Below are 12779 nucleotides of genomic sequence, written 5' to 3'. Positions count from 1 at the left end.
CCGGCGGGGTGGGACCGCGCAGCGCGGGGCGGGCGGACATGCCGACGGCCACCGCCCGGAACGGGGAGCGGTGGCCGTCGGCGTCAGGTAGCGGGAGCGCGGGTGCGTCAGTCCATCCGGACGATGGCCGCGACCGGCCCACCGCCCGAGGGGCCCTGGTGCACGGCGGCGACCGAGACGAACACGGCCGGGTCGCCGGTGACGGCCGCGGTCACGCCGCCGACGGTGGCCTTGATCTGCCGGTGCCAGTGCACGTCCGAGTCGTCCAGCATGATGTTGCGCCGGCCGCGCACGCTGCCGCTCGGGTCGGCCTCGCACTTGAGGAATACGTTGACCAGGCGGTCGCCGAGGTCGGAGGTGTGCGGACGCTCCGGCAGGTCGATCCCGGCCGAGCGGATCGCCGACCAGATGCCGTCCGCGTCGAGCGCGTCCTTCATCACGCCGTGACCGACCCGGAACGGGCCGCCGACGCCGCGCACGTTGCCGACCACCACGATCTGCGCGCAGTCGAGTTCCACGCCGGAGGAGCAGGACGCCACCGACGAGTACAGCGACAGGTCGCGGTGGATCTGGTCGGCCGTCGGCAGGTCGATCTCGCCCAGCGCGACGGCGATGCCCAGCGCGGTGGTCGAGTTGGAGACGTCCATGGACTTGAGGGTGTCCTCGGTCCACACGTCGAACCCGCGCGACTTGGCGTCGTTGATGGTGTCCAGGACCAGGAGCGGAGTCTTGGTCTGTACGTAGTGCACGTCGGCCGGGTCGGTGATGCCCGCGACCGCCATCGCCGCACGGACGCCGGCGGCGACCTTCTCCACCATCGGCACCCGGCCGATGTCCTCGGGCAGGATCGTCTCGCTCATCGCCACGCCGACCGACACGCGCGGCTCGTCGGTGGGCTCGTACCGGTTCTCCGGCGCGTAGGCGAAAACGGTCGCGTGGGGGGAGATCACGCCGTCGGTGCCGCCGGACCACACCAGCGGTACCTTGCCGGCCTCCTCGACCGAACGCTTGCCCTTGGCGACCAGCACCTCGCGGAAGGCGCGGTCGGCCAGGATGCGGGTGTAGTCGTTGACCCCGCCGTTGCCCTCGGTCTTGCCGATGACGGCGAGCACGTCGTCCGCGGCGAACACGCCGTCGTCGATCAGCTTGGCCAATCCGGACGCGTCGGTGACGCTCTCGATGGCGACCTTGTGAACCTCGATCGGCCTGGGCACTCGTTCCACCTCGTTCATTGGAGTTCGCTGAATTACCGATACTGACCGATTTTGCGACTATTGCGGCCGGTTGCACCGCTTCGGCCACGTCGGATGTTGCGGCCGATCCGGAGGCTGTGGCCGCTCCGGACGCGTTGCCCGCGTCGCAGGCCCGCGCGTCGGGGCGCGTGGGCCGACGGGGCGCTACCCGGCGTCCGCCGCCGCGACCGGTGCCGCAGCCGCGACCGCCGCCGCGTTCGCCTCCACCACCGTGCCCGCCTCGCCGGCGACCGCGGCGGTGATCCGGTCCAGGGACGTGATCACCGAGCGCCGGCCGCCCGCCTCGACGAAGCGCACCGCCGCCTCGACCTTGGGCCCCATGCTGCCCCCCGCGAACTGCCCCGCCGCGGCGTGCTCGCGCAGTTCCTCCGGGGTGACCCGGCCCAGCTCGCGCTGGTTCGCGGTGCCGTAGTCGAGCATCGCGTTGGGTACGTCGGTGGCGATCACCAGCACGTCCGCGTCGACCGACGCGGCGAGCAGGGCCGCGGTGAGGTCCTTGTCCAGGACCGCCTCCACGCCGCGCTCGGCGCCGTCCGCGTCGCGCACCACCGGGATGCCGCCGCCACCGGCCGCGACCGTGGTGAAGCCCGCCGCGACCAGGGTGCGGATGGCCGGCGCGTCGACCACCTCCAGCGGATCCGGCGACGGAACCACTCGACGCCAGCCCTTGGCGCCCCGGTCCTCCCAGTGCTGGCCGAGCGCGACGAAGCGCTCCGCCTCGGCCTGCGGCAGATGCCGGCCGACCGGCTTGGTCGGGTGCTCGAACGCCGGGTCGGCGGCGTCCACCAGGGTCCGGGTGACCACGGCCGCCACCCGGGCCGGCTGCCCGCGGCGGCGCAGCGCGGCCTCCAGGGCGGAGACGACGGTGAAGCCGAGGGTGCCCTGCGTCTGCGCGCCGCACCAGTCCAGGGTCACCGGAGGTACGACATGCGCGGTCAACTCGTTCTTGACCAGCAGGTTGCCCACCTGGGGGCCGTTGCCGTGGGTGAGCACGACGTCGACGCCGGAGACGATCAGGTCGGCCACCGCCTCCATCGCCACCGCGACGGCCGCCCGCTGGGCGTCGGGGGTGGCGCTCCCGTCCGGCCCCGTCATGGCGTTGCCGCCGAGGGCGATGAGCACTCTCCCGGTGCCGTTCGTGCTCCGGGTGCCGTTCGCGGTGCGGGGAGTTGTCATGTGTCGAACTCTCCTGTCCTGTCGTACGCGGGAGTCCCGATGCACCCGTCGCGGTTCGGCCCGTTGGGCCGTCGTCCGTCCGGGAATTGGGACTCTAGGTGGGGAACCGGGTCGATGGCTTGAGAGTCATTTGACTACAAACACCGATCGATCTGGCAGAAATTGCCGAGTGACGCGCGCCCGGGTTCGGGGGTCTACGCCGGGCGCGCGCCCGTTTCAGCAGCCGAGGTGGGCGTACCGCTCCAGCCGCGCCGCGCGGCGTTCCTCGGTCGGTCGGCGCAGCAGGCCGACCAGTTCGTACTCCAGGACCTGCGCGAGCCGGGCCAGGAACGCCATCGGCTCGTCGGCCGCGTCGGGCCGCTCCGCGACGATCCGGTCGACCACGCCGTCGCGCAACAGGTCGAGCGAGCGAATGCCCTGCGCCGCGGCGATCTCGGCGCCGCGGGTGGGCGTGCGGTAGCGCAGCGCCGAGGCGCCCTCGGGCGGAAGCGGGGACAACCAGCCGTGCTGGGCGCAGAGCACCCGGTCGGCGGGCAGCAGGGCGAGCGCGCCGCCGCCCGCACCCTGGCCGAGCAGCAGGCACAGGGTCGGCGTGGGCAGGGTGACCAGTTCGGCCAGGCAGCGGGCGATCTCGCCGGCCAGTCCGCCCTCCTCGGCCTCCGGGCTGAGTGCCGCGCCGCCGGTGTCCACGACGCTGACCAGCGGCAGGTCGAGTTCGGCGGCCAGGCGCATGCCGCGGCGGGCCACCCGCAGGCCGGCCGGGCCGAACGGGCCGTGGCTGGACTGGCGGGCGCGGTCCTGCGCGAGCACGACGCAGGGCGCGCCGCCGAACCTGGCCAGCGCGAGCAGCAGGCCGGGGTCGCTCTCCCCCTGGCCGGTGCCGTGCAGGGGCACCACGGCGCTCGCCGCGTGCCGGAGCAGGGCGCGCGCGCCGGGGCGTTCGGAGCGACGGGAGAGTTCGACCGAGGTCCACGCGGGGACGTCGGCCAGGTCCTCGACGGGCAGCGGGGCAACGTCGGGCAGGTTCTCGCGCGGCGCGGTGACGATGTCCAGGACCCGGGCGGCCACGTCGCCGAGCCGGTCGGGCTCGACGACGGCGTCGACCAGGCCGTGCGCGTACAGGTTCTCCGCGACCTGGACCCCCTCGGGGAACGGCCGGCCGTACAGCGCCTCGTAGACGCGCGGGCCGAGGAAGCCGATCAGCGCGCCGGGTTCGGCGGCGGTGACGTGGCCGAGCGAGCCCCAGGAGGCGAGTACGCCGCCGGTGGTCGGGCCGCGCAGGTAGACGAGGTAGGGCAGGCCGGCGCTCTTGTGCGCGGCGACGGCGGCGCTGATCCGGACCATCTGGAGGAAGGCGACCGTGCCCTCCTGCATCCGGGTGCCGCCGGAGGTCGGCGAGGCGACCAGGGGCAGGCCCTCGGCGGTGGCTCGTTCGATCGCGGCGACCAGGCGCGAGGAGGCGGCGACCCCGATCGACCCGGCCAGGAAGCCGAATTCGCAGGCCACCACGGCCACCCGGCGGCCCCGGATCCGGCCCTCGCCGGTGACCACGGACTCGTCGACGCCGCTCTTGGCCTCGGCGGCGCGCAACTCGTCGCGGTAGCCGGGGTCCAGGCGCTCGGGGCGGTGCGGCGGGGCGTCCCAGCTCGTCCAGGTGTCGGAGTCCAGGACGAGGCGGATGAGGTCGTGCGCGCCGACGCGGGGGCGGCGGGGCTGCGTGGGGGGAGCGGGTGCGGGCTCGGCCGTCACCGCTTCCGCCCCCACCGGTTCGGCCCTCACGCGCGCCGCGCGGCGTGCAGGGCGCGGGCGTCCTCGGCGTCGAGCCAGGCCTGCACGCTGTCCGTGTGCTGGCCGAGCGTCGGCGGGGCGTCGTGCCGCCGGCGCCCGTCGTCGCTCGTACCGTCGACACCGTCGAGGCGGATCGGTGGGCCGGGCAGCGTGATCGGGCCGAGGGTGCTGTGCATGACGTCGAGCAGCAGGCCCTGCGACTTCGTCTGGTCCCAGTCGTAGACGCGGTCGATGGTGCGTACCTCGCCGGCCGGGATGCCGGCGGCGGCCAGCTCGGGCAGCAGGTCGTCCACGTCGCGCGCGGCGAACGCGGCGTTGATCGCCTCCGCGAGTTCGGCCCGGTTGACCACGCGGTCGGCGTTGACCGCGAACCGGGCGTCGTCCACCGCGAGGCCGACCATCGGGGCGAACTTGGCCCACAACTTCTCGCTGCCCACCGCGACCTGGATGATCGCGTCCTTGCAGCGGTAGGAGCCGTACGGCTGGAGCGAGGGGTGCAGGTTGCCCTGCGCGTGTCCGACCTGGCCGGCGACGGTGTAGTTGGTGCCCTGGAAGGCGTGTACGCCGACGATCGCGGACAGCAGCGAGGTGCGCACGACCCGGCCCAGGCCGGTGCGCTCGCGCTCGTGCAGCGCGGCGACCACGCCGTAGGCGCCGTACATCCCGGCCAGCAGGTCGCCGATCGGTACGCCGATGCGGGTGGGGTCGTCGGGGCCGGGGCCGGTCAGGCTCATCAGGCCCGCCTCGCCCTGGGCGATCTGGTCGTAGCCGGGTCGGCCGCCCTGCGGACCGTCGTGGCCGAAGCCGGTGATGGACAACACCACCAGGCGCGGGTTGAGCCGGGTGAGCTCCTCCATCGGGAAGCCGAGCCGGTCGAGTACGCCGGTGCGGAAGTTCTCCACGAGCACGTCGCTGTGCCGGATCAGCCGGGCGAGGGTGGCCCGGCCCTCCTCGGTCTTCAGGTCGAGGACTATCGACTCCTTGTTGCGGTTGCAGGAGAGGAAGTAGGTCGACTCGCGGGCGTCCTCGGCGCCGACGAACGGCGGGCCCCAGCCTCGGGTGTCGTCGCCGCCGTCGGGGTTCTCCACCTTGATCACCCGGGCGCCCATGTCGCCGAGCATCATCGCGGCGTGCGGGCCGGCGAGGGCGCGGGAGAGGTCGAGCACGACGAGATCGCAGAGCGGTCCGCTCACGTCGAACACCCCTTTCTGCATGTGTGCGGCGGTGCGCAGTCCGGCGTCGAATGCGTCCAAGTTAGGCGGCGACACGGCGTTGCTCGCCGTCAGTTACTGCCCAAGGAATCGCGCTCGCTTGGCAATACTTGGTGTTGGAAGCCCGGGGCGTAGTGGGCGTCGTCGGGGGCGAACACCCGTCGGGCGAAGTCCTCGAAGCGGGTCGGCGCCCGGCCGAGCAGCATTGCCAGGGTGCGCGGATTGCCGGTCAGGCCGTGCCGGTCGTAGAACGCGAACATCGCGGTCAGCGTGTCCAGGGCGTAGCCGGACAGGCCGCCCGCGCGGGCGTTCTCGCACCACTCGCGCGGGTCGATCCGGCGCGCGGTGACGGGGCGATCGAGTACGGCCGCCAGGTGCGCGGCCATCAGCTCGGGCGTCAGCGCCTCCGGGCCGGCCAGCTCGTACACCGCGTTCTCGTGGCCGTCCTCGCACAGGACGACCGCCGCGGCCTGGGCCACGTCGCGCAGGTCGACGGCGGCGAACGGGGCGTCCACCCGGTACGGCACGACGTAGTCGCCGATCCGCACGATCGCGTCGCGGGCGTCCAGGATGTTCTGCTGGTACGGTCCGGGCTGCAGCACGGTCACCGCGAGGCCCGACTCGAACAGGGCCTCCTCGACCCGGGCCTTGGCCTCGTGATGCGGCATCGCCCGCAACTGGGGCCGCAATACGGAATGAAACACGAACCGGTCCACGCCGGCCCGCTCGGCGGCGGCGATCACGGCGCGCCCGATGGCCGGCTCGTCCGGGTGCACGTTCGGCGCGATGTGATAGATCGCCTCGCACCCGGCAAGCGCCTCGGCGAGGTCGGCCGGCGCGGTGACGTCGCCCACCACCGCCTCGCTCGCCCCGGCCGCGACCGCCACCGCGACCTGCTCGGGCCGCCGCACCAACGCCCGCACCCGCACCCCACGCTCGGCCAACGCCCAGGTCAACGCCCGCCCGGTCTTCCCCGCGGCCCCGGTAATCACGATCATGCCCCCACGCTAGGCAGCACCGGCCCGGGGTTTCACGGTGCGCCCTCGCCAACACGACCCCGGTGAATCGGGCACAAAGTGCCGAAGCCGGGGCGCGTGGGGCGGTGGCGGTATGGCTAATCCGGCCGCCCAGCGGGGGCTCGGCCGGCCGGTGCCGTTTGGCGTGGTGGGAGCGGGACTTCGCCCGGGTGCGGCGCCGGGTCGGGTGCGGCGGGCCGGGTGTGGAGCTAGGTCGGGTTCGGGCCTCGGGTGGTGAGGAGGTCGCGGGCGGTGAGGGCGGCGCGTAGGGGGCCCTGGCGGTCGGGGGCGTCGGGGCTTACGTGGAGCAGGGATTCGATCAGGGCGAGGCGCTGGTGGACCGATTGGCGGCGGAGGAACAGGACGCCGGCGGTCTCGGTCTTGGAGCAGCCGCAGCGCAGGTACGCCTCGAGGGTGTCCACCAGGCCCGTGCCGCGGGTGGCGTCGGCGGCCAGGAGCGGGCCGAGTTGGTCCTCGACGAGGTCGGCCAGTTCCTCCGGGGGCAGCCCGTCCAGGAGGCGTTCCAGGGCCCAGTCGTCGGCGAGTACGGTTTCGGCGACGCCGGTGGGCCGGATCGGGTGCACTCGGCGGGCCAGGCGCAGGGTGTCCCGCGCGGCGCGCAGGCTGTGTCCGACGCGGGCCACGTCCCGCACGAGCGGGCCGAGGGCGGCGGTCGGTTCGTGGCCGGTGGCCCCGGGCAGGCCGAGGCGGTCGGCGAGTTCGGCGATGTGGGTGGGGCGGTCCAGGGCGATCAGGGCGTACGCGCCGCCCGGGCCGTCGCTGACCAGGCCCCGGCCGCCGCATGCGCGCAGGCCCTCGTACAGGGTGGTCACCGCCTGCACCGGGTCGGGCCGGTTCAGGGCGATGGTCGCCCACACGGCGGTGCCGGCCGGGACGAGGCCGCACACCGTCAGGCGCGCGGCGACCTCGCGCGGGGGCAACGCGTCGCCGAGCAGCCCTTCGACGAGTTCCCGCCGCTCGCGGCCCACCCAGCCACCACGGTCGGCGAGGCGCAACAGGGCGGGCGCGAACACCTGCGCGGCGTGCTCGGCCACCTCCCGCGCGATCGCCGCTCCCGCGGTCGACCAGAGCCCGTCGGCGGGGGCGGTGGTCGGGGTGGCCGCGCCCGCCGTCACGGCCCTGCCCGCGGTCCTGGTTGCGCTTGTCGTGGGGTTGGCCGTGTCGGGGTTGGCCGCGCCTGCCGCGCCCGGCGACGGGTTGGCGTCGGTCGTGCCGGTCGTGCCTGCTGTCCTGGTTGCGCCCGTCGCGGTGTTGGCTGTGTCGGCGTCGGCCGCGTCACCCACCACGCCCGGTGGCGGGGTGGCGGTCGCCGTTGTCGTGCCCAGGAGTAGCCGTCCCCACAGTGCGCCCCTGAGTTCGACGCCGGCTTCGGCTGTTGGGGTTCTTGCGACCGAGGTCGGGTCGTCCGTGCCCGCGTAGGCGGTGGGCGTTCCGTCGAGGGCCGCCAGGACAACCGGGCGGTTGGTGAGCGAGGACAGCGTGGTGGTGAGTTCTTCGACGCCCGCGCCCCGCGCCAGGACGCCGGACAGGGTCCGCACGATGCGGTTGACGTGGCGCAGTCGCGTCACCGCCGAGTCGAGGATGGCCGCGTTGACCGCCTCGGCGATCTCGACGAACGGCACGACGCCGCGCAGGACGACCAGCGGCAGACCCGCGTCCGCCGCCGCGCGAACCACGTCGTCCGGGACCTCGCGGAACGTACGGCCGACCTCCAGGGCCACCCCCGCCACGCCCGCCGCCGCCAGCTCCGTGACATAGCGTCGCCGCTCGCCCGCGTCCCGTCCGGCCAGGCCCAGACCCGTCGTGAGCAGCAGTTCGTCGCCGCGCAGCAGCGGGGCGATCTCGTAGATCTCGCTGGAGTGCACCCAGCGCACCGGGCGATCCAGGTCCGCGTGCGGATCCGGTACCGCCGGGTCGGCTCCGCGCATCAGCGGATGGTCGAGGACCGCGCGCAGGGACAGCGTCATGGACACTCCGTCCGGAAGATCCGTCAGTATGGCGGTCACGGTGTCCGTTGTCACGACCCGTTCGGCCGAGGAACCTTCGGTGATCACCCCACCGTAGCTCTCACCGCAGACCGCATCGCATCGCACCGCATTCCCCACCGCAGTGCTCCGCTCCGTCCCACCGGAGGTCTCCGTGGCAACCCTCGACCACCCCGCGCACCCCGCGCAGCCCGCCCGCCCCGAGCGCGCGGTCGACCACACCCAGTCCCTCGAACCGGTACCCGACGAGGCCCGCGACTCGACACCCGCGCACCAGTTCTGGATCTGGGCCGGCGCCAACATCGCGCCGATCAACTGGGTCCTGGGCGCCCTCGGCATCGTGCTCGGCCTGGGACTGGTCGACACCATATTGGTCCTGATCGTCGGCAACCTGATCGGCATGGGCGTCTTCGGCCTGTTCGTACTGATGGGCCAGCGCACCGGCGTGACCCAGATGGTGCTGGCCCGGGCCGCGTTCGGTCGGCGCGGCGCCTACCTGCCCGCCGCCGTCCAGGGCGTGATCTCCGCCGGGTGGTGCGCGATCAACACCTGGATCGTGCTCGACCTCGTGATGGCCCTCCTCGACAGCGTCGGCTACGAGGGCGGCAACGGCACCAAGGTCGTGGTGGTCCTGGTGGTGATGGCCGTCCAGATCGCGATCGCCGCGTCCGGCTTCGCCGCCATCGCCGGCTTCGAGCGCTGGACCGTACCCGCCACCCTGGTCGTGCTGGCCGCGATGACCGCGGTGGCCTGGACCCGGCTCGACATCGACTGGGGCCACGCGAGCACGTTGAGCGGCGGCGACCGCTGGTCGGCGATGAGCACCGTGATGACCGCGATCGGCGTCGGCTGGGGCATCACCTGGTTCGCCTACGCCTCCGACTACTCCCGCTTCGTCCCGCGCACCACCTCCCGCCGCAAGCTGTACGCGGCCAGCGTGCTGGGCCAGTTCGTCCCCGTGGTCTGGCTCGGCGTGCTCGGTGCGTCACTGGCCACCGTCAACGCCAAGGCCGACCCGGGGCAACTGATCGTCGACTCGTTCGGCCCGCTCGCCATCCCCGTGCTGCTGCTCGTGCTGCACGGGCCGATCGCCACCAACATCCTCAATCTGTACAGCTGTTCGCTCTGTGCGCAGACCCTGGACATCAAGGTCTCGCGGCGCGTGTTGTCCTGCCTGGTGGGCGCGTTCGCCACCGTGTTCACGCTGTTCCTGATCTTCCGGGCGAGCCTGGCGCACACCCTGGACACCTGGCTCGCGGGCATGGTCACCTGGGTCGCGCCGTGGGCCGCGGTGATGCTGGTGCACTTCTACGTCTTCGCCCGACAGCGCGTGGACATCGCCGCGCTGTACGCCGCGCCGCGTCGCGGCCTGCTCGCCGACGTGCGCTGGTCGGCGATCGTCGCGCTGCTGTGCGGCATGGTCGCCACGTGGTGCTTCGAGTACGGCGTCCCCGAGGCGCTGCGCGGTCCGGGCGCCAGGGCGATCGGCAACGTGGACCTGTCGTGGTTGGCGGGCGCGATCGTCGCGGGTGGGCTGTACCTGGTCCTGGGCCGCCACGAGCGCAAGCAGGAGCGGGTGCCCGAACCCGCCCGATCGTGAACCCGATTCCGATCCCCGAACGATCCCTGGAGCGACCGAACATGCACAGCAGCCTCACCGTGACCGACTGCCGGCTCCTCGACCGAGCCGACCGGACCGACCGGGTCGACCGAACCGACCGGGTCGACATCGTGGTGACGGACGGCCTCGTCACCGACATCACCCCCGCCGGGACGCGAGCCGTCGCGCCGACCGGTCCGGTCGTGGACGCCGCCGGCGCGCTGGTCACGCCGCCGTACGTCGAGCCACACATCCACCTCGACACGGCCCTGACCGCCGGCCAACCCCGCTGGAACACCTCCGGCACGTTGTGGGAAGGCATCGAACGCTGGTCCGAGCGTAAGGCGATGCTCACTCGCGAGGACGTACTGGCCCGCGCCGAACAGGTGTTGCGCTGGCAGGTCGCCCACGGCGTACTGCACGTACGCAGCCACTGCGACGTCACCGACCCCGAACTCACCGCGCTGCACGCGCTGATCGAACTGCGCGAGCGGGTGCGCGACGTGCTCGACCTCCAGGTGGTGGCGTTTCCCCAGGAGGGCATCGTGTCCTTCGACGGCGGGGAGGTGCTGATGGAGCGGGCGGTGGCCGCCGGGGTGGACGTGATCGGGGCCATCCCGCACTTCGAGGACACCCGCGAGGACGGTGTGCGGTCGTTGGAGATCGCCTTCGAACTCGCCGAGCGGCACGGCCTGATGGTGGACGTGCACTGCGACGAGATCGACGACGAGCAGTCGCGATTCGTCGAAGTGGTCGCCACACTGGCCCGGCGCGGCGGCCTCGGCTCCCGGGTGACGGCCAGTCACACCACCGCGATGGGCTCGTACAACGGCGCGTACAGCCGCAAGTTGCGGCGGATCGTGGCTCGTTCGGGCATCAACCTGGTGAGCAACCCGATGGTGAACCTGACCCTCCAGGGCCGCTTCGACGACTACCCCAAGCGCCGCGGCCTGACCCAGGTCAAGGAGATGCTGGCGGCCGGCGTCAACGTGGCATTCGGCCACGACGACGTGATGGACCCGTGGTTCCCCCTGGGCACGGCCAACCCGATCCAGGTGGCCCACGCCGGCATCCTGGCCGCGCAACTGTCCGGGCAGGCGGAAATCGACGAGGCGTTCGCGATGGTCACGACACGGGCCGCCGGGGTCCTGGACCTGGGCGAGCGCTATGGCGTAGCGATCGGCCGCCCGGCCAACTTCCTGCTCCTGCCCGCCGATTCCCCCTTTGACGTCCTCCGCCGCCAGGTGCGCCCGAGCCACGTGATCTCGCGGGGGAGGGTGGTGGCCGAGACCCTGGCTGCGCCGACGCGGCTGACGTGGCCGGGACGGGAGGCGGAGGAGGTGGACTTCGCGCGACGCTGACACCTCCACCATGATCACGCAATGCACCGATTCGGCGGCGACGCGTGAGTTTCGGCCACTAGCATGGCGGCGGGATTACCGGCAGGAATGCGCCGAAAGGGCATTGATACGCGGTAATTCCCGCTGTGGCGCAGAACGTTCCTGCCGGGGCGGGACGTTCGCCGAGACACTGAAACCGTGTGCGGTGGAACGGAAAAATGACCCAGGACGTCGAGTTGGGCACGCCTGCCCCGTGCCGTTTGCAACCCGGAGCGGAACTACGTTGGTTGCGCGGTGAGGCCGCTCTGAAATCGAGCCAGGTGGCGAAGAGGCTCTTGTGGAGCCCGTCGAAGCTGACCCGACTGGAATACGGGGACAACGTCATCGCCGAGCCGGAGGACGTGGCGATGCTGTGCCACGTCTACAAGGCGGACGCCGAGACGCGGTCCCTGCTGATCGCCTACGCCACGGTGACCAAGACGAAGCAGGACCGATGGACGTCAACAGGGGAGCACCCCGCAGTCCGACCGACCATCCACGCTTTGTGTGGGTTTGGAGGCGTCGGCAGCCGTAGTGCGCACCTACCAGTCGGACTACGTGCCGGGATTGCTTCGAACGGAAGCCTATGCCAGGGCGATTCACCAGACCGCGTCGAGGAGTTACAGCTCCGAAGAGATCGAAGTACGCGTTGCCGCACGAGTGGCCCGGCAGGCAGTGCTGCACCGCGCGGAAGCGCCCTTGGAACTCTTCGTCACCTGAGTGAAACGGTACTGCGCCGACGCGCGGGCGATTCGACCGTGAACCGCGAGCAGCTTGAACACCTCGCGGATCTCGCGACCATGCGGAATGTTCAAGTGCAGGTCATGCCGTTCGGCGCGGGATTCCACCTCGGCATGAATGGCCCCTTTGCCATCTTCCGGTTCGCCAGGACGTCTCTTTCGAGGCCGATCGTCTACTTGGAGAACCTGGCCGCCGGTTGGGTCGTCACCGACGATGGCATCGTCGACAGCTATGAGCACACGTTCAGCGAACTTCGGGCTCTGGCTCCGGGGCCCCAAGAATCCCGGAACATGATCCATCAGGCGATCAAGGAGGTCTGATCCATGACCACCAACGATTGGTTCAAGTCCAGTTACAGCACGGACGTCGACTGCGTCGAGGGAGCCCGCACTCCCGCGCACGCCATCTCCATACGCGACTCCAAGGTGCCCACCCGAGGCACCTTCCTCTTCCACGAAGCCACCTGGACCCCCTTCCTGACGGCCCTGAAGACCACCGAGCCGCCGTTTCACGCCTAGTACTGCAACGACACTTCAGGATGTCCTCGGCGTCTGTAATGGCTGATGCGGGCTCGAGCTTGGCTTCTTCTTCGCCATATGGACCAGGCGA

Annotated in this window: 9 protein-coding genes and 2 pseudogenes; 5 read left to right on the top strand and 6 right to left on the bottom strand. The window is 72.0% G+C overall.

Annotated features, from left to right (window positions below):
• Positions 1–107: 107 nt before the first annotated feature.
• The 6 genes from ACH4XV_RS43580 to ACH4XV_RS43555 all read right to left on the bottom strand — a co-directional run bounded on the left by ACH4XV_RS43580 (position 108) and on the right by ACH4XV_RS43555 (position 8432).
• Entirely contained in the window at positions 108–1232 is a 1125-nt protein-coding gene (locus ACH4XV_RS43580) for a ring-opening amidohydrolase (RefSeq protein ID WP_395799299.1), read from the bottom strand.
• Between the two features lie 165 nt (positions 1233–1397).
• Positions 1398–2429 carry a carbamate kinase gene (locus tag ACH4XV_RS43575; RefSeq protein WP_395799297.1) on the bottom strand — a complete coding sequence of 344 codons (1032 nt, stop codon included), beginning with the start codon at positions 2427–2429 and terminating at the stop codon, positions 1398–1400.
• A 216-nt stretch (positions 2430–2645) separates the two neighbouring features.
• Entirely contained in the window at positions 2646–4178 is a 1533-nt protein-coding gene (locus tag ACH4XV_RS43570) for a carboxyl transferase domain-containing protein (RefSeq protein WP_395799295.1), read from the bottom strand.
• A 26-nt stretch (positions 4179–4204) separates the two neighbouring features.
• Positions 4205–5410 carry a CaiB/BaiF CoA transferase family protein gene (locus ACH4XV_RS43565; RefSeq protein WP_395799293.1) on the bottom strand — a complete coding sequence of 402 codons (1206 nt, stop codon included), beginning with the start codon at positions 5408–5410 and terminating at the stop codon, positions 4205–4207.
• 89 nt (positions 5411–5499) lie between these two features.
• A complete protein-coding gene (locus ACH4XV_RS43560; RefSeq protein ID WP_395799291.1) occupies positions 5500–6426 on the bottom strand; it encodes an SDR family oxidoreductase in 927 nt (308 codons plus the stop codon).
• 227 nt (positions 6427–6653) lie between these two features.
• On the bottom strand, positions 6654–8432 hold the full coding sequence (locus ACH4XV_RS43555) for a PucR family transcriptional regulator ligand-binding domain-containing protein (protein WP_395799289.1): 1779 nt from the start codon (positions 8430–8432) through the stop codon (positions 6654–6656).
• A gap of 172 nt (positions 8433–8604) precedes the next feature.
• On the opposite strand from ACH4XV_RS43555, the gene ACH4XV_RS43550 reads away from it, so the two are divergent.
• The 5 genes and pseudogenes from ACH4XV_RS43550 (at position 8605) to ACH4XV_RS43530 (ending at position 12688) form a co-directional block, all read left to right on the top strand.
• Complete coding sequence (locus ACH4XV_RS43550; RefSeq protein ID WP_395799287.1) at positions 8605–10050, top strand: purine-cytosine permease family protein; 1446 nt, start codon at positions 8605–8607, stop codon at positions 10048–10050.
• A gap of 41 nt (positions 10051–10091) precedes the next feature.
• Positions 10092–11411 carry a cytosine deaminase gene (codA, locus tag ACH4XV_RS43545; protein ID WP_395799285.1) on the top strand — a complete coding sequence of 440 codons (1320 nt, stop codon included), beginning with the start codon at positions 10092–10094 and terminating at the stop codon, positions 11409–11411.
• A 197-nt stretch (positions 11412–11608) separates the two neighbouring features.
• Positions 11609–11830: pseudogene (locus ACH4XV_RS43540) on the top strand (helix-turn-helix domain-containing protein); the annotation flags it as partial.
• Between the two features lie 106 nt (positions 11831–11936).
• A pseudogene (locus tag ACH4XV_RS43535) lies at positions 11937–12490 on the top strand (DUF5753 domain-containing protein).
• 3 nt (positions 12491–12493) lie between these two features.
• Positions 12494–12688, top strand: a complete 195-nt coding sequence (locus tag ACH4XV_RS43530; protein WP_395799283.1) for a DUF397 domain-containing protein — start codon at positions 12494–12496, stop codon at positions 12686–12688.
• Positions 12689–12779 lie beyond the last annotated feature (91 nt).

The sequence above is a fragment of the Embleya sp. NPDC020630 genome (assembly GCF_044334985.1).
Lineage (GTDB): Bacteria > Actinomycetota > Actinomycetes > Streptomycetales > Streptomycetaceae > Embleya.
The sequence above is the reverse complement of the archived record's forward strand: the minus strand, read 5'-3'. Positions and strand labels throughout refer to the sequence as shown.

Bases quoted from the DNA above. Each gene is read 5' to 3' on its own strand.
- ACH4XV_RS43555 (WP_395799289.1), bottom strand. From the start codon at position 8,432: ATGACGCTGTCCCTGCGCGCGGTCCTCGACCATCCGCTGATGCGCGGA.
- ACH4XV_RS43560 (WP_395799291.1), bottom strand. From the start codon at position 6,426: ATGATCGTGATTACCGGGGCCGCGGGGAAGACCGGGCGGGCGTTGACC.
- ACH4XV_RS43530 (WP_395799283.1), top strand. From the start codon at position 12,494: ATGACCACCAACGATTGGTTCAAGTCCAGTTACAGCACGGACGTCGAC.
- codA (WP_395799285.1), top strand. From the start codon at position 10,092: ATGCACAGCAGCCTCACCGTGACCGACTGCCGGCTCCTCGACCGAGCC.
- ACH4XV_RS43575 (WP_395799297.1), bottom strand. From the start codon at position 2,429: ATGACAACTCCCCGCACCGCGAACGGCACCCGGAGCACGAACGGCACC.
- ACH4XV_RS43580 (WP_395799299.1), bottom strand. From the start codon at position 1,232: ATGAACGAGGTGGAACGAGTGCCCAGGCCGATCGAGGTTCACAAGGTC.